Raw genomic sequence first — 23,358 nt, 5'->3', positions numbered from 1 at the left:
TTAATTCGACTCCTTTTCAGCGTAACGTTCTATCCAAGCGGGACTTTCTGTTTCGTTTAATAACGGAAACCCTAGTTTTGCACGTTCAGACACAAATGCTCTCGCGATACTATGTGCCATTCTGCGGATACGTCTCAAAAAGTCTGGACGTTCAGTAGCGGATACTGCTCCTCTAGCATCTAACAAGTTGAATGAGTGACTACATTTTAGTACACAATCATAAGCAGGATGCACTAAGCCTTTTTCTATTAAAGCGTGCGCCTCAGTTTCGTATTCTTTAAAGTGATTGAACAACATCTCTTGATTACTATAGTCAAATGCGTATGCAGATTGCTCGTATTCAGGTTGCTTAAAGATCTCACCATATTTAACACCAGGCGCCCATTGGATATCGTATACGCTCTCCACATCTTGAATGTAAGAAGCTAGACGTTCAAGGCCATAAGTCAATTCACTCGTTACCGCATCAACTTCTAGTCCACCGACTTGTTGGAAATAAGTAAATTGTGTCACTTCCATCCCATCAAGCCAAACTTCCCAACCTAAACCAGCACATCCAAGTGAAGGGTTCTCCCAGTTATCTTCTACAAAACGAATATCATGTTTAAGCGGATCGATTCCTAATAGCTCTAAACTTTTCAAGTATAATTCTTGAATATTGTCCGGAGAAGGTTTCATAACGACTTGGAACTGATGATGTTGATACAGTCGGTTTGGGTTTTCACCGTATCGACCATCTGCAGGACGTCTTGATGGTTCAACATAAGCAGCATTCCAAGGTTCAGGGCCGATTGCTCTAAGGAACGTATAAGGGCTCATTGTACCCGCACCTTTTTCAGTATCGTACGCTTGCATCAACATGCACCCTTGATCAGACCAATATTGTTGTAATGTAAGGATTATTTCTTGAAACGTTAGTGTTTTTTCCATTGTTTAGTTCTCCTTTTATTAAATGTCTTTTCATTTCTATCATAAACATACAAAAACTCGTCCCTATACTGACAGTTATCCAATCAGTATAGGGACGAGTTCACTCGCGGTTCCACCCTACTTCTAGTATTTAAATCATACTAGCGCTTTATTTCCTCACTCAGGATGCCTTTCAGGGTGTTCTATCTCTTGGCTTCCACTATTCCAAGATCGCTAAATGAATCAAACACGCTTACTTTTTCCATCATAGTAAGTATTAACTTATTTTTATATCTTACACAAATCAAGAATCGTTTGCAATGACAATTTAAAATGTCCTGACTGCGATAGTACAAATTTGCGCTTACAATCTATTGTTCATTTTCAACTATTACATAAAAATTTTTCCTTTCAAGCAAAGATATAATGGCTTTTTCATCTGTTTTCATAAAATATAAGTATTGAACGTCTCCAAAGGAATCACTAGGTTTTTTGTAAATGAATCTGCACTTTAATTTATGCTTTTGACGATAGAGAATCCATTCACTCGTATTTTTGAATAAGTATTGTCTACTGACATTTCCTTGATGAATAATACGTGCACCCTTTTCAGTAAAACCGTGGACATAGGGGACTAAATTAAGGTTGATCACTAATAACACAAACATCATCTGTTCCTGAAAGGTATTAAAAGTGAGACCTGAGAAAGTCAAAAGTAAAATTGAAAAAATATATACAAAAATTTTTTCGATTTTACTAAATTTTTGCCGTATAATAATCTGTTTTATTTGATATATTTGAACAATAATAATAATGAGTGAAAAGATAATGACAATCGTTAAAGGTATTTGATTTCTCATTCAATCCTCCTTATCTGGTTCCTCTGGTCTTTTCAATACGCCATCCCATTCATGCATGTGGTCTATGAAACGTTTGCTTTTTAATTTAAGTCCAACAAGTTCCTCATAAAGCATATCAATCACATATCGTATATCTTTTTTGGTCTCTGCAGACATTGATATCGTACCAATTTTATCGAATGATAAGACCGAAAATAGACGAATAAAATGGATTGCTTTAGGACTAGCATGAAATCTTCTTTCATCTTCAAAATAATGATTTGGGCAAAGTAATCCATTATATTTACTAGAATAATCAAAAGCACCTTCAGTTTTACCACAAATGACGCAACCTCTTAGTTCGGGCATAACACCGAAATATCTTAAAAATCTAATTTCAAAGATATTTAAAATAATCTCTGGTTCTTCTAACTCATCCATCAAAGAAAGACCTTCTTTTAGTTGTGTAAATAAGTTGAAATCTGGTACGCGGTCTTCTAGTGCAGCATCTGCTAGACCGCAAGCATATGTTGCATAGGCATTTTTGAAAATGTCCAACTGCACTTCTGAATAAGGTGCAATATCTTTAGCATCTCGCAAAAAACTAAGCCCTTGATCTCTAATATCGGCAATATAAGTCCCATGAGAAAATGGTTGAATCGCTCTCTTCAACTTATTGTTTGGATTCTTTGTTCCTCTTACGAAAAACATCATTTTCCCATAACGATCTGTGAATAGCTTTACGAGATAATCTCTTTCTCGATGCTTACGAACAGATATGACAATCCCTTCGACCTCTTCTAAATGAGCCATCTTACACCCCTGAATAAAGGAATAGACGCTCTATCAATTGATAGAAAACGTCCATTCTTTTTTTATCATTAATAATCTTCGTTTTTATAACCATAATCTTGTAAATAAGTTTGCTTATCTCGCCAGTCATTTTGAACTTTTACCCATGTCTCAAGATAAATTTTATCTCCAAGTAAACGTTCGATATCTTTTCTAGCGCGAGTCCCGATTTCTTTCAACATCTTACCGCCTTTACCGATAATGATGCCTTTTTGACTTTTACGTTCTACGATGATCGTCGCATCTACTTTTACTTTATCATATTCGTCGCGAACCATTCGCTCTACAACAACAGCTACTGAATGGGGTACTTCTTCTCTTGTCAATTCCAAAACTTTTTCACGAATTAACTCTGATACGATAAAGTACTCAGGGTGATCGGAAACTTGATCTTCTGGGTAGTATTGTGGACCTTCGTCAAGATACTTAATGACGACATCTAACATACGGTCTACATTGTTACCGTCAATAGCGGAAATAGGAATCATTTCGTCGAAATCATATTGAGATTGATAATCTTCGATAATTGGTAATAGTTCATCAGGATGAACTTGATCGATTTTATTAAGAATCAAAAATACTGGTGTAGAGATATGCTTTAACTTTTCAATAATAAAGTTATCTCCTGGACCGCGTTTTTCAGCTACATTGACTAAAAAGAGTACAACATCTACTTCATTGAACGTGCTCAATGCAGAATCCACCATGAAATCACCAAGACGATGTTTTGGTTTATGAATCCCAGGAGTATCAATGAATACGACTTGTTCGTTGTCAGTAGTATAAATACCTTGGATTTTATTTCTAGTTGTTTGCGCTTTGTCGCTCATAATCGCAATTTTTTGACCAATCATACGATTCAACAAAGTTGATTTACCTACATTTGGTCTACCGATCAATGAGACGAATCCCGATTTGTGTACTTTTTCTTCTGACATTATTAAACCATATCCTTTGATTGAAAAGCTCCAGGAAGTAACGCTTTTACCGTTGTTTCCTGTTCCAGTCCATTTTTATTTGTTAGTAATACTTTCATCTCTGGCGCAAAGAACTCGCTCATCACTTGTCGACAAGCACCGCAAGGAGAAATGGGACCTTCGGTATCTCCAGTAATGACAATATATTCAAAGTCTCTCTCTCCTTCTGAGACAGCTTTAAATATAGCTGTTCTTTCAGCACAATTCGTCAAACCATATGACGCATTTTCAATATTGCAACCAGTATAGACTGTGCCCTCTTTAGTTAAAAGAGCTGCGCCTACTGGAAAATGTGAATAAGGCACATAAGCCCGCTCCAACATTTGGTTAGCTTGCTGGACCAATCCTTTTATATTATTAGTTGTCATATTAAAATAGTCCCTTCGTTAAAAAAACAAGTTGAACAGTTTAGGCGCAAATATAAGTATACCCGTTATCACAGAAAACACGGTTGTACTTAGCACGGCGGCTGCTGACATGTCTTTTACTTTTTTTGCTAGAGGATGAAAATCTTGGGTTACAAGATCCACAAGATTTTCGATTACCGTATTCAAAATCTCCATCACAAAGACTAGGAAGGATGCAAGAATGATCCACAACCACTCAGTAATAGACAGCGAAAGAAAGACTCCTAGAAGAAGCGCTACAGCACCAGCCATAACATGCGTGCGCATATTGCGCTCTTCCTGGAAAGTCGTTTTGATTCCTTGATATGCGTAACGAAAAGATTCGCTATAGCGTCTGTTTTTTTGAGGTAGTTGCTTATTATCTTTCAAGACCATACTCCTTTAAAATTTCCTCTTGTAAAGCGAACATCTCTTTTTCATCAGCGTCTGTCATATGATCATATCCATTTAAATGTAACAGTCCATGGACGACTAAAAAGCCCAATTCTCTTTTGAAAGAATGACCATATTCTTCTGCTTGTTCAATCGCTTTGTCTATCGAAACAAATAAATCACCAAGAACCCTTGGTAAATCGAAAGCTTCTTCATCAGGAATGATCCATGCTTCTTCATCCTCATGCTCATCTTCCATCGCAAAACTAATAACGTCCGTCGCATAATCTTTATTGCGATATGTTTTATTTATTTCTTGTATCCTCTTATTATCTACGATAGTTACAGAAATTTCTGCTGTTGGCTCTAAAGACAACTTCTCTGCTGCGAAATCCAATAACTCTGTAATTAATTGCTCTTCTTCAGCTTTCAAACGAGTTGTTTCATCATATAAGATTATTTCCATTATTTTTTCAGATCCATTTCTTTTTCATATGCTTTAATGACTTTTGCGACTAATGGATGTCTAATGACATCTTCAGCTTCAAAATGAATATGTCCAATACCTGTTACGCCGCTTAATACACGTTCAGCATGAATTAATCCACTTGTCGTACCAGCGGGCAAATCTATTTGTGTTTTATCCCCATTGATAATCATTTTTGATCCAAATCCTAAACGTGTCAAAAACATTTTCATTTGCTGGACGGTTGTATTTTGTGCCTCATCTAAAATAACAAAGGCATCGTCTAACGTGCGTCCTCTCATGTACGCTAAGGGGGCAACTTCGATGATTTCTCTATCCATCAAACGATTCGTATGCTCTGTCCCGAAAATGCTGTAGAGCGCATCGTATAGCGGTCTGAGATAGGGATCAACCTTTTCTTTAAGATCGCCTGGCAAAAATCCTAATTTTTCGCCCGCTTCAACAGCTGGTCTTGTGAGCACGATTCGTTTTACCTCACCTTTGCGCATAGCGGCAACGGCCATTGCAACTGCTACATAGGTTTTACCTGTACCAGCAGGACCGATCCCTAATACGATATCATTATTTTTAACGGAATGAACATAGTTTCGCTGACCCACATTTTTGATTCTAATTGGTCGACCATCTCGGTCCTTTCCAATTTCTTCTTCATACATTTTTAAAAATTGCGATAATTTTCCTTGTTGGGCCATTCTTATGGCTGAAAGAATATCGGAGCGCTTGATTCTATTTCCACGATCAGATAATTGTTCCAGTTCGCTCAAAATGTGATCCGTTAAATTAACTGCTTCTGTCTCTCCGCTAATTTCAACCTGATTTCCTCGGTTGTTAATGATAACAGCTAGTTCATCTTCGATTAATTTAAGATGGATATTTTGTGCTCCAAATAATTGGATCGCTTTTTCTGAATCTTCGAAAATGCGAATTTTTTTATGTGCATTGTCAGTCAAACAAATGCCAACTCCTTTGAATATATTAATAGTACAGGCTCTTCAAACAAATGATAGCATAAATACAGTCTAATCTCTATCAATAGAAGGATATTAGCTGACTAAAACCTTTGATACAGTAAGTATTAAAAAAATATTCTATAAAAAATTCGAAAAAAAGAGGAGTCAAGATTAATATCTCAACTCCTGCTCTTTAATTACTTAGTTCTTTCTTGACGAGTGAGCTGACCAGACTTCCGTCTGCTTTACCTTTTACTTTCGGTAAAACAACACCCATTACTTTCCCCATATCTTTCATTGAGGTAGCACCTGTCTGAGCCACAGCGTCTTGAACGATCTGAGCAATCTCTTCCTCAGATAATTGTTCTGGAAGGTAGCTATCGACAATAGATAATTCTTTTTCGAGTTTTTCAACAAGATCCTCGCGGTTTGCTTCCTGAAATTCGTGTAAAGATTCTAATCTCTGCTTTTTCTCGCGAGCTATAATCGTAAGTTCTTCGTCCGAAGTAAGTGCATCACCTTTATTGATCTGTTCATTTTGTAGAGCAGATTTTAGCATGCGCACAGTTGTCAGACGTTCACGGTCTTTAGCTTTCATCGCGACCTTCATATCCTGATTCAGTTCTTCTAGTATAGCCAAACAGTTCACCTTCTTAAAGAAAAGTGGTGTTACTTGTAATAAAAACGTAGGACTAGCATAAAATACGTGTATTCATGATTAGAATTTACGAGTTTTACGTTTTCTAGCTTCCTCAGATTTCTTTTTACGTTTCACACTTGGCTTTTCATAATATTCACGTTTACGGGCTTCTTTCAGTGTGCCTGTTTTAGAAACGGAACGTTTGAAGCGACGAAGAGCATCATCAAGACTCTCACCGTTCTTGATATCTGTTTTAGTCATCGTTCTTCCCCTCCCCTCGTACGTTCAGGGCGTTCCATTGTTGAGTAAGTTTATTAATCACAATTGGTCTTCCCTATCAATAAATGATGTAACTGATTTCATATACATTGTACATGCATAAAAACAGTTCTTGCTCATTATATACAAGATGCTATTTTACGTCAATACATTGTTAGAAAAAAAATAATTTTTTTGCACTAGTTTCCATTCAGGTAGTTTATTATCTCCTAACTCGCAACACATTCGTCGCAAAGTCCAAAAAGCTCAAATCTATGAGAAACAACTTTACAACCCGGTAATTGGTCTGCAAACATATCTAATGGACAGTCTTTCAAACCAATCGTTTTGCCACAGTTTGTACAAATAAAATGATGATGATGATGACCACACATGTCACAGTTGAAACGGAATAATTTTTCGCCATTTAACTCTGTTTCTTCTACTACTGACAATTCAACAAAAGTATTCAAGTTTCTGTAAATCGTATCTGGACTTATTCCAGGAAAAAGTTCTTTAAGATGATCTTGAACTTCTTTAGCAGACATATATTTATCTTCATTATAAAGTAATTCTAGAAGTTTTTGTCTTTTTCCAGTCGTTTTATAGCCATTCTTTTTTAAAGTCGTTACGGCTTGTTCAAAAGCAGTCAAGCGATCGCTTCCTTTTAATTAGTTTAGTTAATCATAGCGAATAATTGTTAAAATATCAAGATGATGTGATACTTTCGTTACTGTACACTGTCATGTATACTAACGATAAAGAAATATGAAAGGAAGAAAAAATATGGCATCTCATGAACCATTAGCTATTTTTGTATTGTCAGACTCCGTTGGGGGTACTGCCAGCAATATTAGCAATGCTGCCCTCTCGCAATTTCCCGATTTGCACTGTAACTTCAAAATATTTTCATTTATTAGAGAGCAAAAGCAATTGCTGAGTATTTTAGACAAGGCTGAAGAAGTGAACGCGCTCATTCTGCATACCTTTGTCGATAAGGTACTTATTGAAACAATTCATTCTTATTGCAGCGATAACGAAATGACTTGTTTAGATATTTTAAACCCGATTATTAGAGAGATTAGTGCGAGAACTGGCTTAGAACCACAAGCCAAACCTGGCGCTATGCATAAATTAGATGAAAATTATTTTGATAGAATTGGCGCTATGGAATTTGCAGTCACTTACGATGATGGTAAAGATCCAAAAGGTTTCCTAGAAGCTGATATTGTTATCTTGGGTATTTCAAGAACTTCTAAAACACCATTGAGTATTTATCTAGCCAACCAAAATTATAAAGTTGCTAATTTACCACTCATGCCTGAATCTGAAATTCCGAAAGAATTATGGAAAGTAGATTCCAGAAAAATCGTAGGGCTTACAAATGATGAAAGTATCCTTTCGAATATTCGTAGAGAAAGAATGATTTCCTATGGCATGAACCCTGACACCCCTTATTCAAGTACAGCACGCATTCAAAAAGAAATTCGATATGCTGAGAATTTGTACAAAAAACTAGATTGTCAAATTATTAATGTAGCAAACAAATCAATTGAAGAGACTGCTGCAATCATTGTCAATTCATTTCAAGCACAACATTAAAAAAACAGCTGGCTAAAATAAAATAGCCAGCTGTTTTTTATGTTTTAATTTTTTTTACGTTTGATTTTCCCATCCCATTCAGCATAACCGCCTTTAAGAATGTACAAGTTTGTGTAACCTTGTTTTTTCAATGCAATAGCTGCCCGGGAACTGAGCGTTTTCTTTTCATCATAAAGATAAATCGGTTGGTCTTTACGCAATTCATTCCCTCTTTGCTTCATTTGCAAGTATGGAAGATTGCGCGCACCGAGGATGTGTCCGGCGTCAAACTCATCTTTACCTCTTACATCAACGATTTGAGATTTACGCATATTCTCTTTGAAAACTTCCTTTGAAACGATAGTCGCTGCATTTTTCCGTCTAAAGTACTGGATCAGCTCCCAAATCCCCCATGCGATTAATCCAACCCAAAGTACAATAATAATTGTCGGCATACCCTTCAAACTTCCTCTCTAACTCTTCTCATCTATATAGTTTACATTAGAAAAGCGTTTTTTTCTAGTATAGATTTAAGCAGGGTCAGAAATTAAAGGAAATAGTTCATTTGGCTCATCTAAATCAATGATATATTCTAATTGCCAGCCATAGAGTACATATTGCTCATCAGGAGATAACAAAATTGGTGCGTTATCAGGTAATTGAGTATACTTCTCTAATTTATTATAATCGAAATCAAGAAGACATAAGCTAAACTGACCCAATTCATTATTCAAGTCTACTGATTCATCGGCAATGACCCCCACTACCAATCCGTCTCTTTTACTTTGTGATAGGAAAGGTTTCGTAATGAAATCCCCTCGAATAACTTTTGGAATCGTTAAGACACCTTGGTGAACAAGAAAAGGATGATCTTTCATTAGATGAACTTGAGATTCATTGATATCTGATTCTTCTAGAGAAATAAAAGTGTCTTTATGAAGATAGAAGTCGATCGTCTCATTACTAATCATTTGATCTCCCTCTTCGGATCTTGTATCACCAACATATAGATTGCCATCAAATTCATTGATATATAAGTATAAGTGTGAAGAATACCAACTAGGTTTAATCGCATCGAGATCAAAATCAATTAATGAGTTATCCGTTAAATTCCAAATCATCACTTTCGAAGACTCGATCTCTGTTTCTTGATCAAATTGATAGTGAGATATAAAAACTAAGGATTCATCTACAGCATTCCAATCCAAGTTGACGTATCCAGCGTAATCAATTGGCATACGATTTAGTTCACTACCCTTACTTGACAACAACACTAGATCTACAGCTGTTTCCGCCCCTTCTTGCACGATGATTTTTTCCAATGATGTGTTTAATTGAATGGTTAACATATGTTGATTTGTCTCGTAAATCAATTCTTGATCGCCAGTAACAACGTTTAATTTAATTAACGCTTGCTTTTTTTGATCTCCAAGATGTACAAGGATCGTTTGATTATCTAACCACCCAACAATTTTCTGTACCATTTCCTTTGACCCGTCAATCTGATGAAACGTTGCTTTTTCGGGTTCTTGCGTACTATCTTCAGAGACCTTCTTAGGACTACAAGCAGACAAAAAAAGAATGATCAAACATGCTAAAGCTAAACAGCGAAAAATTCGTCTATTTTTTCTCAGCATATTGATCACCCTCTTTACTCAAGTATTAGTATATTAACATACTAGCACAAGAAAGGTTTGATTATCACGTATTATATCTCCACAGTTGATTGATTCAATACTAAAGAGCTAGCACCGATTACACCGGCGTCATTACCCAATTCAGCAATTTTGATTTTAGTATGTTGATATATAGGCGGAAACGCGTAAGTCTTAAATGATTCTCTAATTTTTTCAGCTAAAAACTCTCCGGCTCTTGATACGCCTCCACCAATAACAATTGTAGAAGGATTCAGCGTGTTAGCGATATTACCACACGCAAGTGCTAAATAGTTACATACTTCATCCACTACTCGATTTGCAAAGGTATCTCCATTTTTTGCAGCATCGAATACCGTCTTAGCATCAACCGTATCACCGTTATCAATACTTTCGTTCAATGATGAATCTCCAGCATAAGATTCAGCCATACTTCTAGCAAGTCTAACAACCCCTGTAGCACTTGCAACGGTCTCAAGACATCCTTTATTGCCACAAGTACAATCGTAACCATGAGGATCAACAACGATATGCCCAATTTCTCCAGCAGCCCCAGACGCTCCGCGTGTTAATTCGTTATTTAAAATAATCCCACCGCCAACGCCGGTACCTAGTGTTACAAAGACTACGTTTGGCTCATTATTACCAGCGCCCATCCATTGTTCACCAAGAGCAGCTACGTTTGCATCATTGTCAATGAAGAAAGGAATACCTGTACCCGATTCAATGGCTTCTTTGAGGTTCTGAGTTGTACGCCAATTTAAATTATAGGCACCGATTACTGTCCCTTCAGCATGACTCACACTTCCAGGTGATCCCATACCAATACCTAAAAAATCTTCTTTTTTCATACCATAAAGTTCTAAGTGATGCGTGATTGATTCAATAATAGACGGAACGATTTTTTGCCCATTATCTGAATTATCTGTTACGATACTCCATTTAGTCTGGACCTTTCCGTCTGTGGTTAATATAGCAAACTTAACCGTTGTACCGCCTAGATCAATTCCAATTAGTTTCTTTTCAAGCATGTTTTAACCCTCCGAATAATATATTAAAATAAGCGTGTTGTCATGAAACCTACTGCAATTAAAGCAATGATGCAGACGAGATAGATGGCTCCATATTTCCCTTGAACCTTCCAACCGCTCATCCAAGCATTAGGTGCTGAAAGCGCAAAAGTCAATAAATAACCACCAGCTATTCCACCGATATGTCCAGCCATGTCAATACTAGTACTGAAAAAGCCGAAAGCCAAGTTGATGATAATCAATAGCATAAAGCTGCGAGACATCTCTTTTATACGGTAATTATTAGGAAACAATTTTGGTAAAGCAAGCGTTGCTCCAAAAAGTCCAAATAAAGCTGTACTCGCACCAGCTGAAATAGCATCATTGAATGCGAAACTAGCAGCATTCCCTGCAAGTGCACTAAGCATATATAATAAGAAATAGCGCCAATGTCCTACGATACTCTCTACTTGAATACCTAAAAAGTATATAATGACACCATTTAATAAAATATGCTCAAAACCGATGTGCAGAAAAACCGGCGTTATCAATCGCCACCATTCTCCTAAAATAATCGATTGATTGACTTTAGCACCTAGTTCATAAAGAACATATGGATTCTGACTACCTCCCTTTATCGTCTGCAGGAAAAACATAAGAATCGTTATTAGTATCAGACCATAGGTTATATATGGTTTTCTCTGCCACCGTCTTAGTGACATTTTCATTTCAGGATTCATCTCTTGATCTTCCTTTTTAAAATATTTAGTACCAGTATAGCATACTCTCAGCATTTTCGAGAGGACAAATTAAACCGGTATCATACAAAAATGACCAAGACAGATTGGTTTGATCTGTCTTGGTCAAGATTATATTTATTCCATATTTCCTCCGAGGTCATCTTTAAATGCTTTAGCAGCCTCAAGGTTTTGATTGGCTTTGTTTTTTTTATCCTCTTCCGTCGTTGACGCTACATGATCTGTGTCAAACGAGTCGGTTAAACTAGTTGTTTCCCCTGTACTTTCAATTGAAACGATATGTGCGGCGTGTAAGTAAATCGTTTCGCCGGATTTTAATTCAAATTTTGGCAATTCCGAACTTGCTTCTTCAATGGCATCTTTGATTTCATGAGGTGTTAACTGAATCATGTATAATTCCCCATTTGTCATACTGACTTTGGACATTTTACTCATTCCTAATCAACCTTTCTCGTATCATTGATAAGTTAATCATATACTAATAGAAAGTTTATTAGAAACTATATGCCCGATTTTTTTAAAACAATTATCGACCCATCAGCGCTTGAGCAATTTCTTCATAATTCATATTACTATTAATCTCATAAGTACCAGGTCGAACCAATGGTGCATAGTCCTTATCTTCTAAAAATTTATCAAAATCAAAACGATCTTCAATAATATTTTGTTCCATTAATTGTGTTGTTGCGACACTACTTGGTTGACCGTCCCCAATCGTTACTGTTGTACTGATTACAGGTTCCTCTTCATCATCGGATGGCTGTTCTGCATCTTCTTCTGGATTTTCTTCAGACTCTTCTTCGTTTTCGTCTTCTGCATCCTCATTGGTTGCTTCAGGTTCTTCTTCTGACTTTTCATCAGGCGCAGCCGCTTCTTGAGTATCTGCTTGTGCAACTTCCATTTCCGCAATTTGATTTTGCAGATAGGACACTTCTGATTTTAATGTTTTTACTTCTTCTTGATTCTGAGCATCTGCTTCAGAGTTAGTAGGGACAATTAAAATAGAGAGTACCAGAATGAGTCCAGATAAGAAAAATCCTAGCGCTAAGATTCGGATATTTTTTTTAGACATTGAGTTCTTCCTTTCAGTAAGTAATTAAATTTAGTTGATACCATCAGCTATATAAGCATCAATAGTATGTTGAACGGATGCTTCAGATACATGTAAGTGCTCTGAAATTTCTTTTGCAGACACACCTTGTGTAAATAAAGTCAAAATATGAGTCTGAGTCATATTCGTTACGCGGTCAGGAAAAGTTTGTTCTGGTTTTTCCATTTTTAATTCTTCTTCTAAATGTTGCACGCGCTTATTCAGTCCATATATGATCTGTACTAAATTTAATGATACATCTTCTAACTCTTTATACGTTTGGTCTCTTTCTTCCTTCTTCAGGTATGAAACAACCATTAAGATTGCCGATACTCCAAATAGTATGCCGATAATAATCCATAATTCCATGATTTTGATCCTCCTATAGATTTCTTGCCTTATAAATTCTACCATAATCCTAAATAAACAGGAAGAACTCGTTGCCTATTCCGTCAGAATGTAATATGATTGAAAAGTAAGATTATTTTGAAACGTAACATTTATAGTATAAAATACGTTTTGAATTCTAAAAAGGATAGCATTTTTTTCAAAAACATGGTATCCTAGTCAAGGCGAAAGACTAGACACCTTAGTTAGTCTTTAATTCAGGTAAGATTGGGAGGGACCATAATGCGAGTTAACGTAACTTTAGAATGTACAGATTGCAAAGAACGCAACTATCTAACTTCTAAGAACAAACGTAACAATGCGGAACGTTTAGAAGTTAAAAAATATTGCCCGAGAGAGCAAAAAGTAACATTGCACCGTGAAACTAAATAATCACGTTTTAAAAGCCAGAAGTTGATCTTCTGGCTTTTTGTATGTTATTTATCGCAACTAAAAAAAACCCCTCCGGTATCTTTATAAAGGTACCGGAGGGGCTTTTTACTATCATTTTGATATTATTATTCTTCACCTTGATCTTCCATAGCAGAAGACTGAACATCTTCTACCGTTTCACCATTATCCGAATCAGTATTCTCAAATTCTCCCACTTTAAAATAGGCATCCATTACTCTTCTTGCAGCTACAGTGTTTTCGTGGTTTGTTCTTTGAGAAGAACTAAGAGGTAGAAATGGAACGACTACGGCTACAGCAATTTCAGGATCATCATATGGAGCATAACCAACATATGTCAGGTTGACAGTTTTTTCATATTCTTTAGTATCAGGGTCAGTCCAATCAGATTGCGCAGTACCAGTCTTTCCTGCTGAAACGTAAGGGGTTCCTTGAAAATATGAACGCGCAGTACCTTGAGTTCCATTTACAACTCGGTAGAAACCTTGATGTACACGGTTCATAGCATCTTCTGAGACTGGAATCGTATTTAATACCTTAGTTTCTACTTCCGTCTTCAATGCACCTACCCCACCAGTCTCAGGGTCAGTATCTCTAATTTCAGATACGAGTTTTGGTGCTACGCGTACACCATCATTGGCTATGGTTGAAACGTACTGTAGAAGTTGCAATGTTGTATATGTGTCATATTGTCCGAAAGCATTAAATAAACCATTAACAGCTTCCGGTTTGACTCCTTTATAGCCTGTTCCTTCAAATGGAAGATCAATACCCGTTTGCACACCTAATCCAAACTGAGCATAGTATTCTCTTTGTTTTTTTAAGATATCGTCTCCATCAAAAGATAATGTTTTCTGATCTGTATCAAATTGCCCACCCATTCTCATAGCCAATTTTGCCATATAAACATTTGACGATCTTTCTAATGCAGTAATATCATCTAAGCCGACAGAACCATTTTGATTGAAAATTGATCGAATAGGTTCAGAACCTCTAAATTTCAATGGTGTATCCACTATATAATTATTCGAAGAATCTAGTACTCCGTCCATATAAGCTGACAATATAGTAGCACCTTTTATAGATGAACCAGGAATATATGCATTTGAAACGACCCCTAAAGCGTCATCCACAACTTCTCCCTTATCATTTATCCTTTGCCCAGTCATTGCTAAAATATCACCGGTTTTAGGATTCATAGCTGCAATGTATATCTCTTTGTTCCGACCTTGACGTTTAGCCAGTGAATCTTTAGCAATATTTTCTACTGTTCTCTGATAATCAATGTCCGAAGTCAGTATGAGATTTGATCCTTTACTTCCAGAATACTTCTCGATTTGGTTGATAATCTCTCCTTGACTATCAGTTTCCGTTTCAATACTTGATTTAGTCCCTCTTAGAACCGTTTCATACTGCTCTTCTAAATAAGTTCGTCCCACTCGATCATTTCTAGAGTAACCCATAGCAAGGTACTTACTGACCTTATCACTAGGAATACCCTGAGCTTCGGTAGTCACGGCACCCAATATACTTCTCAACATATTTTCTTCGGGATACACACGAACCCAGTCCGTTCCTGTACCAATACCGGGAAGTTCTAACAGGTTCTCACTTACCCTGGCAATCTCTTCTTGGGTGACATCTTCATTTTTTATATTTACTGTACTAAGTGCATAAGAAGCATTCATTTTTTTGAAGATGGCAGTAGCTGTTTTCTCTTTTTCGCTAAAAGTCGAAATATCTTCTTCAGAAACCTTATCTAGCAGAACTTGATAAGAGTCAGCGTCCTTCACTTTCTTTTCTTCAGCTGTTAAAGAATCATTAAGTTCTTTTAAATGCATAGAAATATAATAATCTTTCATATCTCTGATCGTAATATCGCGATTATTATCGCTGTCGAATGGTGAAACACTCGGCATATCTATATAGTCAGCCAACTTTAAAGATAATTCGGCCATTTTAGTGCTTGATGTATTTTTTCCTCTAGTGTAGGTAATGGTATTTCGTGCTTCGTTACCCACTAGTTTCTTGAGGTTCGCGTCAAATATTTCACCCCTAGGAACACCACCCGTTAGGGTAGTTCGCTCAGTTCGTTCAACTTCAGCTCGATATTCGTCAGCTCGTACGATTTGTAAATAGCCCAATCTTAAAATTAATGTAGAAAATAGGATAAATACGATAAAGAACAATAAATTTAGTCTGAAAGGAATATGCGATTTTTTTCTTTCTTTTACTTTTTTTGTTGGTTTTTTCAAAAATAATTACCTCCGTTGAAAGTTGAGCTTTTATTAATCGTACACTTTAATACGATACTTACTGTTTAGGATGCTGCCATTAGTTTACCAAATAGATGATCGTTTTTCCATATCATAAAAAGTAATATTCTGTGAAAGAGGTTATTCTTATGTATTTCTTATCAAAAGAAAAAGTGCCGGATAAATTTATCCGACACTTCAAAGTCATATTTACTTAGCAGCTTCGTAACGTTTTGCTACTTCTTCCCAGTTAACGACGTTCCAGAAAGCTGAAATATAATCTGGACGTTTATTTTGGTAGTTCAAGTAGTAAGCATGTTCCCATACGTCTAACCCTAAGATAGGTGTTTTACCTTCAGATAATGGAGAGTCTTGATTTAAAGTATCCATTACTTCAAGTTTACCATCAGTAACGACTAACCATGCCCAACCAGAACCAAAACGAGTCGCGCCAGTTGTACTAAATTTTTCTTTGAAATCTTCAAAGCTTCCAAATGTTGAATCAATCGCTTCAGCTAAAGCTCCAGAAGGTTGTCCTCCGCCATTTGGTGATAAAATTTCCCAGAATAGAGAGTGGTTTGCGTGTCCACCACCATTGTTTTGAACGGCTGATTTAATATCTTGAGGAACTGAATCTAACTTCATCATTAGTTCTTCGATACTTAATTCAGCTAACTCTGGATGATTTTCTAAAGCAGCATTCACTTTAGTCACATAAGCCGCATGGTGCTTATCGTGATGAATGTGCATAGTATCCTCATCAATATGTGGTGCTAGTGCATCATATGCGTACGGTAATTCAGGCAAAGTATAAGCCATTTTAAACATTCCTCCTGTTGATATTCTATTTACTTCCTTTATTCTACCATTGAAGTGAAATTTATTAAAGGAAATGAGACAAGATGTGTTCAATTCTTGTACACATCTAAATGAACAGTGAGAATGATTGTAAATAAGTTAAAAATCTCATAAAAAGCAAGCGTTGTATTTTCATACTTTAAAAGGTAAAATGAAATGAGTTGCGATTAATTGTAAAATTCATTATAAAGGAAGAATGTTATTCATGTATTATTTGAAACAAGCATTTGTTAACCCGAAGAAAATTCATCGAGGAAGAGCAATGAAAAAAAGGCAGGTTGCTTTAGTTATTGCAGTGATTACATTATTTATTACCGCTATTAGTATTCTGCGTGTTGTCCCTATTATTTCCTCCATACAGACAGACGGACAGGAATTAGCAGAAAAAATTCCGGATTTTGAAATAGTAGACGGTATGCTCAGTGCTCCTGATGAAGAATCTTATATCCATCAAACTGATTCTTTCTTGTTGTTCTTCGCACCAGACAATCAATTTACAACTGAAGAGATTGATAAAAATTTAACGCGTCTAACGGTTCCTGTGGGAATTGGTTTACTGCAAAACGACTTCTATATAAGTTTTCAAGGTTACGGTGTTGAAACACCCTACGATCAACTAGGTACTTTTACTGGAGAGTCTCTCAGAACACTCTTAAATAGTTTTGGCTCATTTTCCATTCTGACTTATGTATTTACTTTTATTTTTACGTATTTGGGTATCGGACTAATTACACTATTTGAATTGATTTTTATCCTATTGTTTGCTAATTTACTTTCTAAAATTTTAAGATCTCAACTAAGATTTAAAGAAAATCTTAGAATTGCAGTATTAGCTTCTATTTTACCTACTATCGCAATTGAGTTCGCTACATTTTTCGGTATTTTATCAGCCTATACTTTCGAATTAAAAATCGGATTATCTCTCTATCTATTCTATCTCGCAATTAAAGATATGAAAAAAATGGCACCTACTGTAAAAGAAAAATAAGAAAAAAAACCACCAAGCTCATAGGCTCGGTGGTTTTTGCTACTTACGACTCTTACGGTTATTTTGAGTAAGTTTTCTTGCTTTTTTTCTTTTTTCTTCTTTTTTACGTTCAATTTTTCTTTTATATCCAGGTTTAACATTCTTTTTAGCTTTTTTGCGCATACCATGGATTTCAGAATCGAATGATTCTTTATTATTCTGGTCTTTTCTTTGTTCCCTACGATTACGATCATGCGTATCGATCACTTCATCATTTTTAATTTCTTTGGGCTGGAATGTAATTCCCATGCTTTCCAACGTTTCAATCTCTTTTTCTTCTCCAGGTGAGTATAGCGTCACAGCGATACCGTCCATACCATTACGGCCTGTTCTGCCCACTCGGTGAACGAAAAAGTCTAATTCATGTGGAATTTCAGCATTAATCACGTGAGAGACGCCTTTGATATCAATACCTCTAGCAGCTAAATCAGAGGCTACGACATATTGATAATCAAGATTTTGGATCTGTCTCATGACTCTTCTACGTTCTCGAGATGAAATGCCACCGTGAACAACTGCGACATCCAATCCTTTATCTCTAAGACCTTTTGCGATCTCATCGACCTTATCTTTCGTATTCGCAAATACAAGTGCCAAGTAAGGTTGACCGAGCGTCAACAATTCATGAATAACATTGATTCGTCTTTTGCCTTTAGTAGAAATCAACCAGTTCTCAACTGTGTCAGAAATGATTTGTTGATTCTCAATTTTGATCTCGATTGGGCTCTTCATGTATTTTTTCAAGAAAGGCTGTAATGACTGAGGAATCGTTGCAGAGAAAACAAGCATTTGCCCTTTCTCAGGTAAACGAGCAGCGATTTGGTCAACTTGCTCTAAAAACCCCATGTCTAATGTCATATCAGCTTCATCGACAACCATATAATGAGCAGTATGTGTCAGTAACGCATTTTGGCTGATTAAATCAAACATACGTCCTGGCGTTCCAATAGCGACATGCGGTTGTTTTTGTGCAAGTTTATCGACTTGTCTTTGCTTATCCGTTCCACCGATAAATTGTTGGACGATAATTTCTTCTTCCGAAAACGATGCTAATTGGCTGGCCGCTTGAAAAAGCTGATCAGATAATTCACGACTCGGAGCTGTAATAACAACTTGAACTTGCTCTAATTCTGGTTTGATTTTATTAAATAAAGGCAACAGGAATGCATGTGTTTTACCAGACCCTGTTTGTGATTGACCGATAATGTCTCTTCCTTTTTTTACTTCAGGAATGACTTTTTTCTGTATTTCAGTTGGTTCATCAAATCCAATTTCTTTAATTGCTTCAATCAAGAAATTTTTTATATTGTATTGTTCAAATGGGTGTGTCATTTTCTCGCCTCTTTCTTTAATTCTAGGATATTGTACCAAACCACAGTAGTTCAATCTAGATTTATGCTATCATTCTCATTAAATATCCTTAATATTGGCACATTTCTGATGAAATTGAAATGATTTATTAAAATCTACTAAATCATTTTTATGTAAATCAAATGAACTTGAATCAAAAACTATTCCATTTATAGTGCGATTTAAAAACAATTTTATTGTATTTCCAACAATATAGTTGCTTGAATTAGGAACAAAAAGTAAAATAGTATACAGTAACCTTTATACGTACTTGTATAAATAGAAAAGAGGGAAAGTATGTCTCAGTCGAATAAAGCACTCTTCATTATTTTCGGAGGTACTGGGGATTTAGCCCAGCGTAAATTATATCCTTCGCTATATCGCTTATATATCAAAGGCTTTTTAGAAGAACAGTTCGCAGTTATTGGTACAGCAAGACGTGAATGGTCAGATGAACATTATCAAGAAATCGTTAGAGACTCGGTTAAGAAACTGGGTGGCTCTGAAGAACAAGTCGAGGCATTTTCTCGTCACTTTTACTATCAATCTCATAATGTAAAAGATACTGAGCATTATAATACACTCAGAGATCTTTCAGATGATTTAGATAAAAAATATGATATCGGTGGCAATCGTATCTTCTACTTGTCAATGTCCCCTAACTTTTTTGGAACGATTACCAGTCACTTAAAAAGTCAAAATCTTGTCAATGATCAAGGTTTTAATAGAGTCATCATCGAGAAACCATTCGGAACGGATTATGAAAGTTCTAAAGCATTGAACGACGAAATTCTTGAAGCATTTGAATCTGAAGAATTATATCGTATCGATCATTACCTTGGGAAAGAAATGGTTCAGAATATCCTGGCATTTAGATTTTCTAACCCACTTATTGAACAGGTCTGGAACAAACAATTTATCTCGAATATCCAAATCACACTTAGTGAAGAATTAGGGGTTGAAGAACGTGCGGGGTATTATGATACGAGTGGTGCCCTTAGAGATATGGTTCAAAACCATATTATGCAAATCTTTAGCTTATTAACAATGGAAGCACCCGCTTCATTTAATTCTCAAGAAGTGAAAGAGAAGAAAATGAATGTGCTCACTTCTTTAAAACAATTATCAGCAGAAGATGTAAAAGCAAATTTCGTTCGCGCGCAATATGCTCATTCAAATAAAAAATCTTTAAATGGTTATTTAGAAGAAGAAAATGTCGATAAAGATTCTAGTACTGAAACATATATTGCTGGAAAAATAGAATTAGAGAACGATCGATGGTCTGGTGTGCCTATTTACGTCAGAACTGGTAAGCGTATGGCAAAAAAAGAAGCACAAATTAGTATCGTTTTTAAAAAGTCAGCGTCACCTCTCTACGATACTGAAGAAACTGCAGAAAATATTATTACACTCTACCTTGGACCTAGTGAAGGATTTTCAATGACATTGAATGAAAAGAAAATTGGTATGAGCATGGATACAACAATCATGAAACTTGATCATTTAAGATCAGAAGGAACGATTCAAGAAAGCCCAGAAGCATATGAAAAATTACTATTAGATTGTTTGAATGGTGACAGAACACATTTCGCACATTGGGAAGAAGTTTCCAATTCTTGGAAATACGTTGATGCCATTCGACAAGCTTGGGATCAATCTAACGAGAAATTGGCGCAATACGAAGCGGGCACAGTAGGACCAGAAGAAGCGAATGAGTTATTAGCTAAAGATGGCCATGAATGGGTATGGAATCCAAAATAGTCATATTTAAAAACCGCTGACGATCGAGAGCATAATGGCTCTTGATTTTCGGTGGTTTTTTTAATTTATTCTTTATTAAGATTTGCACGTTTAGCTAAATAATTATACATATTGATTGAAGTGTCTTCGTCTTTTGAAATAATCATAATCGTATCATTTCCAGCAACCGTTCCAACGACTTCCGAAAAGCTAATATCATCCATTAAGGCACCGACTACATGCGCATTCCCGGGTATAGTCTTCACAACGTTCATAAACTGTACTCTCGTGATCGATTCGACCACTTCTTTTAGCGTCGATGATAGCTTATCTTCCATCGTCAATTGATTGTTTTGATAGATAGTGTATTTGGTGCCGCCTCTAGAGCTTGGGGTTTTCACTAAATTTAATTCTTTGATATCTCTAGAAATCGTCGCTTGAGTCGCTTCTAAGCCTTTTTCTTTTAATTTGATCAGGAGCTCATCTTGTGTACCGATTTCTTCATTTAGAACCATTTGCTTGATCATCATCTGTCTTTCAGACTTTTTCATCTTTACACTCCTACTTGTACATATTTTCAATAAAGTCGTCATTATCTACTATAACTGATTGCGTATAGAAATTCACTATATTTGTATTAAAACGCTTTCGAAACACTTCTGAGCCAATTCTTGTTGCTAGGTGTATCGAGCTTTGCTATAATACAAATGCTTATGTGTAAACGTAAATGTCGGTCTTTCATACTATTTATTTAGTTTAATGAATAACCATCCAACTCATTTGTGTATGAACATTAAATAGGACAATAGAATTAGGAGGATTTTTTTGGATTACAAAATGCTTGTAGCTGAATCGCTACACGACGTCTTAAAAGATCAATTAGAATTAAACGAGATCAATCAACTGTTAGAAAAACCAAAATATGCAGAACACGGTGACCTTGCTTTTCCAGCTTTTCAATTAGCTAAAGTTTTACGTAAAAGCCCTGCACAGATCGCTAAAGATATTGAAGAAAAAATAGCTTCACCCATTATTGAAAAAACACAGACAGTTGGCCCCTATTTGAACTTTTTCTTGAAAAAAGATCAAATTAGTCAATTGGTTTTAAAAGAAATATTAGAACAAAAAGATCAATATGGTTCAGTCAATCTCGGAAATGGACAGAATGTACCCATTGATATGTCATCACCAAATATTGCTAAACCAATGTCTATGGGTCACCTTAGATCAACCGTTATTGGTAATGCCCTATCCAATATTCTTATGCGCGTAGGCTATCAACCGGTTCGCATCAATTATTTAGGTGACTGGGGAACACAATTTGGTAAGCTAATCTCCGCATACAAAAAATGGGGATCTGAAGAAGATGTTCGTGCAAATCCTATCAAAGAATTGCTTAGATTATATGTAACTTTCCATGAGGAAGCAGAAAAAGACCCTTCTCTTGAAGATGAAGGTCGTGCATGGTTTAAAAAATTAGAAGACGGTAATGAAGAAGCAATCACCCTTTGGACTTGGTTTAGAGAAGAATCACTTGCTGAATTCCAGAACGTTTACGATCGCTTGAATATCCAATTTGATTCTTATAAAGGTGAAGCTTTTTATAATGACAAAATGGACTCAGTAGTATCTTTGCTTGATCAAAAGAACCTATTAACTTTAAATCAGGGCGCACATATTGTTGATCTTGAAAAATACAACTTAAACCCTGCTCTTATTAAAAAATCAGATGGCGCAACGCTCTATATGACGAGAGATTTGGCTGCAGCGCTTTACCGCAAAGAAAACTATGATTTCTCTCAAGCACTTTATGTAGTTGGGCAAGAGCAATCAAACCATTTCAAACAGCTGAAAGCAGTCCTGAGTGAAATGGGTTATGAATGGGCAGATCATATCCACCACGTTCCATTTGGGTTGATCACTAAAGACGGCAAGAAATTGTCTACTCGTAAAGGAAAAGTGGTTCTTTTAGAAGAAGTGCTTAATGAAGCAGCTAGTTTAGCCTTGAACCAAATCGAAGAAAAAAATCCATCACTTGAAAATAAAGAAACGGTTGCTGAACAAGTTGGTGTTGGTGCCGTAGTCTTCCACGATTTGAAAAATGATCGTTTAAACAACTTTGATTTTACCATTGAAGAAGTGGTTCAATTCGAAGGTGAAACGGGCCCTTACGTTCAATATACACGTGCAAGAGCACTAAGTATATTGAAAAAAGCAGGAAAAGATGCTTTCCCTGCTACTGAAAGTTACAGTTTGACGGATCAATATAGCTGGGAAGTTGTGAAACTGATTCAAGAATTCCCAGAGACATTAGTTCGTGCATATAAACAATACGAACCATCGATTATAGCAAAACATGCGATTCACTTGTCTCAAGCTTTCAACAAGTTCTATGCTAATGTACGTGTGTTGGATGAACATGAAGAAAAAGAATCGAGATTAGCCTTAGTATTTGCAGTAACGGAATTATTAAAACAGGATTTAAGTATATTAGGTGTTGAGACACCTGATCAGATGTAATTTGTTAAATAAAAAAAGCGTCCCC

Annotated in this window: 27 protein-coding genes; 5 read left to right on the top strand and 22 right to left on the bottom strand. The window is 36.1% G+C overall.

Features of this window, described 5'->3' with window-relative positions; all coding sequences use genetic code 11:
* The 11 genes from glyQ to J5J05_RS07845 all read right to left on the bottom strand — a co-directional run bounded on the left by glyQ (window position 1) and on the right by J5J05_RS07845 (window position 7,344).
* Window positions 1–930 (bottom strand): glycine--tRNA ligase subunit alpha, encoded by a 930-nt coding sequence (gene glyQ, locus J5J05_RS07895; RefSeq protein WP_208560145.1) that lies wholly within the window; start codon window positions 928–930, stop codon window positions 1–3.
* 350 nt (window positions 931–1,280) lie between these two features.
* Window positions 1,281–1,769, bottom strand: coding sequence for a hypothetical protein (locus J5J05_RS07890; RefSeq protein WP_208560144.1), 489 nt, complete (start codon window positions 1,767–1,769; stop codon window positions 1,281–1,283).
* Window positions 1,770–2,561 carry a DNA repair protein RecO gene (recO, locus tag J5J05_RS07885; RefSeq protein WP_208560143.1) on the bottom strand — a complete coding sequence of 264 codons (792 nt, stop codon included), beginning with the start codon at window positions 2,559–2,561 and terminating at the stop codon, window positions 1,770–1,772.
* A gap of 68 nt (window positions 2,562–2,629) precedes the next feature.
* Window positions 2,630–3,538, bottom strand: coding sequence for a GTPase Era (era, locus tag J5J05_RS07880; RefSeq protein WP_208560142.1), 909 nt, complete (start codon window positions 3,536–3,538; stop codon window positions 2,630–2,632).
* A 2-nt stretch (window positions 3,539–3,540) separates the two neighbouring features.
* Window positions 3,541–3,945 carry a cytidine deaminase gene (locus J5J05_RS07875; protein ID WP_208560141.1) on the bottom strand — a complete coding sequence of 135 codons (405 nt, stop codon included), beginning with the start codon at window positions 3,943–3,945 and terminating at the stop codon, window positions 3,541–3,543.
* Between the two features lie 18 nt (window positions 3,946–3,963).
* Window positions 3,964–4,359, bottom strand: a complete 396-nt coding sequence (locus J5J05_RS07870; protein ID WP_208560140.1) for a diacylglycerol kinase family protein — start codon at window positions 4,357–4,359, stop codon at window positions 3,964–3,966.
* Window positions 4,343–4,822 (bottom strand): rRNA maturation RNase YbeY, encoded by a 480-nt coding sequence (gene ybeY, locus J5J05_RS07865; RefSeq protein WP_208560139.1) that lies wholly within the window; start codon window positions 4,820–4,822, stop codon window positions 4,343–4,345. Before ybeY ends, J5J05_RS07870 begins: the two co-directional genes overlap by 17 nt.
* Complete coding sequence (locus J5J05_RS07860; protein ID WP_208560138.1) at window positions 4,822–5,793, bottom strand: PhoH family protein; 972 nt, start codon at window positions 5,791–5,793, stop codon at window positions 4,822–4,824. The genes ybeY and J5J05_RS07860 overlap by 1 nt, the downstream gene beginning before the upstream one ends.
* Before the next feature lie 193 nt (window positions 5,794–5,986).
* A complete protein-coding gene (locus J5J05_RS07855; RefSeq protein ID WP_208560137.1) occupies window positions 5,987–6,433 on the bottom strand; it encodes a GatB/YqeY domain-containing protein in 447 nt (148 codons plus the stop codon).
* A gap of 78 nt (window positions 6,434–6,511) precedes the next feature.
* The gene (rpsU, locus tag J5J05_RS07850) at window positions 6,512–6,694 is read right to left on the bottom strand and encodes a 30S ribosomal protein S21 (protein ID WP_208560136.1); all 183 of its coding nucleotides are present in this window, start codon (window positions 6,692–6,694) and stop codon (window positions 6,512–6,514) included.
* A gap of 227 nt (window positions 6,695–6,921) precedes the next feature.
* Window positions 6,922–7,344 carry a Fur family transcriptional regulator gene (locus J5J05_RS07845; protein ID WP_208560135.1) on the bottom strand — a complete coding sequence of 141 codons (423 nt, stop codon included), beginning with the start codon at window positions 7,342–7,344 and terminating at the stop codon, window positions 6,922–6,924.
* A 133-nt stretch (window positions 7,345–7,477) separates the two neighbouring features.
* Here J5J05_RS07845 and J5J05_RS07840 point away from each other — a divergent pair, with 133 nt between their 5' ends.
* Entirely contained in the window at window positions 7,478–8,293 is an 816-nt protein-coding gene (locus J5J05_RS07840; RefSeq protein ID WP_208560134.1) for a pyruvate, water dikinase regulatory protein, read from the top strand.
* Window positions 8,294–8,337: 44 nt separating this feature from the next.
* Here J5J05_RS07840 and J5J05_RS07835 read toward each other — a convergent pair whose 3' ends face one another.
* From J5J05_RS07835 to J5J05_RS07805, 7 genes are all read right to left on the bottom strand, one after another.
* A complete protein-coding gene (locus J5J05_RS07835) occupies window positions 8,338–8,727 on the bottom strand; it encodes a rhodanese-like domain-containing protein (protein ID WP_208560133.1) in 390 nt (129 codons plus the stop codon).
* Between the two features lie 75 nt (window positions 8,728–8,802).
* Window positions 8,803–9,756, bottom strand: coding sequence for a YqgU-like beta propeller domain-containing protein (locus J5J05_RS07830; RefSeq protein ID WP_208560132.1), 954 nt, complete (start codon window positions 9,754–9,756; stop codon window positions 8,803–8,805).
* A 224-nt stretch (window positions 9,757–9,980) separates the two neighbouring features.
* Window positions 9,981–10,958, bottom strand: a complete 978-nt coding sequence (locus J5J05_RS07825; RefSeq protein ID WP_208560131.1) for an ROK family glucokinase — start codon at window positions 10,956–10,958, stop codon at window positions 9,981–9,983.
* Window positions 10,959–10,981: 23 nt separating this feature from the next.
* Window positions 10,982–11,677: a rhomboid family intramembrane serine protease gene (locus tag J5J05_RS07820; protein ID WP_244244668.1), complete on the bottom strand. Its 696-nt coding sequence runs from the start codon at window positions 11,675–11,677 to the stop codon at window positions 10,982–10,984.
* A gap of 135 nt (window positions 11,678–11,812) precedes the next feature.
* A complete protein-coding gene (locus J5J05_RS07815) occupies window positions 11,813–12,130 on the bottom strand; it encodes a hypothetical protein (RefSeq protein ID WP_208560130.1) in 318 nt (105 codons plus the stop codon).
* Window positions 12,131–12,221: 91 nt separating this feature from the next.
* Window positions 12,222–12,767 (bottom strand): MltG/YceG/YrrL family protein, encoded by a 546-nt coding sequence (locus tag J5J05_RS07810; RefSeq protein ID WP_208560129.1) that lies wholly within the window; start codon window positions 12,765–12,767, stop codon window positions 12,222–12,224.
* Window positions 12,768–12,797: 30 nt separating this feature from the next.
* Entirely contained in the window at window positions 12,798–13,154 is a 357-nt protein-coding gene (locus J5J05_RS07805; RefSeq protein WP_208560128.1) for a helix-turn-helix domain-containing protein, read from the bottom strand.
* Between the two features lie 261 nt (window positions 13,155–13,415).
* On the opposite strand from J5J05_RS07805, the gene rpmG reads away from it, so the two are divergent.
* Complete coding sequence (rpmG, locus tag J5J05_RS07800) at window positions 13,416–13,565, top strand: 50S ribosomal protein L33 (protein ID WP_072694965.1); 150 nt, start codon at window positions 13,416–13,418, stop codon at window positions 13,563–13,565.
* Window positions 13,566–13,690: 125 nt separating this feature from the next.
* Here rpmG and J5J05_RS07795 read toward each other — a convergent pair whose 3' ends face one another.
* Complete coding sequence (locus J5J05_RS07795) at window positions 13,691–15,838, bottom strand: peptidoglycan D,D-transpeptidase FtsI family protein (protein WP_208560127.1); 2,148 nt, start codon at window positions 15,836–15,838, stop codon at window positions 13,691–13,693.
* Between the two features lie 210 nt (window positions 15,839–16,048).
* Window positions 16,049–16,657 carry a superoxide dismutase gene (locus J5J05_RS07790; RefSeq protein ID WP_208560126.1) on the bottom strand — a complete coding sequence of 203 codons (609 nt, stop codon included), beginning with the start codon at window positions 16,655–16,657 and terminating at the stop codon, window positions 16,049–16,051.
* 244 nt (window positions 16,658–16,901) lie between these two features.
* On the opposite strand from J5J05_RS07790, the gene J5J05_RS07785 reads away from it, so the two are divergent.
* The gene (locus J5J05_RS07785; RefSeq protein WP_208560125.1) at window positions 16,902–17,684 is read left to right on the top strand and encodes a DUF1189 domain-containing protein; all 783 of its coding nucleotides are present in this window, start codon (window positions 16,902–16,904) and stop codon (window positions 17,682–17,684) included.
* Between the two features lie 39 nt (window positions 17,685–17,723).
* Here J5J05_RS07785 and J5J05_RS07780 read toward each other — a convergent pair whose 3' ends face one another.
* Entirely contained in the window at window positions 17,724–19,055 is a 1,332-nt protein-coding gene (locus J5J05_RS07780) for a DEAD/DEAH box helicase (RefSeq protein ID WP_208560124.1), read from the bottom strand.
* A gap of 315 nt (window positions 19,056–19,370) precedes the next feature.
* Between J5J05_RS07780 and zwf the strand changes: the two genes are divergently transcribed.
* Window positions 19,371–20,834 carry a glucose-6-phosphate dehydrogenase gene (zwf, locus tag J5J05_RS07775; RefSeq protein WP_208560123.1) on the top strand — a complete coding sequence of 488 codons (1,464 nt, stop codon included), beginning with the start codon at window positions 19,371–19,373 and terminating at the stop codon, window positions 20,832–20,834.
* Window positions 20,835–20,899: 65 nt separating this feature from the next.
* On the opposite strand, the gene argR is transcribed toward zwf, so the two are convergent.
* Window positions 20,900–21,364 carry an arginine repressor gene (argR, locus tag J5J05_RS07770; protein WP_208560122.1) on the bottom strand — a complete coding sequence of 155 codons (465 nt, stop codon included), beginning with the start codon at window positions 21,362–21,364 and terminating at the stop codon, window positions 20,900–20,902.
* Between the two features lie 274 nt (window positions 21,365–21,638).
* Between argR and argS the strand changes: the two genes are divergently transcribed.
* Window positions 21,639–23,333, top strand: coding sequence for an arginine--tRNA ligase (gene argS / locus J5J05_RS07765; RefSeq protein ID WP_208560121.1), 1,695 nt, complete (start codon window positions 21,639–21,641; stop codon window positions 23,331–23,333).
* Window positions 23,334–23,358 lie beyond the last annotated feature (25 nt).

This window comes from Marinilactibacillus kalidii (genome assembly GCF_017599325.1).
Taxonomy (GTDB): Bacteria; Bacillota; Bacilli; order Lactobacillales; family Carnobacteriaceae_A; genus Marinilactibacillus; species Marinilactibacillus kalidii.
The sequence above is the reverse complement of the archived record's forward strand: the minus strand, read 5'-3'. Positions and strand labels throughout refer to the sequence as shown.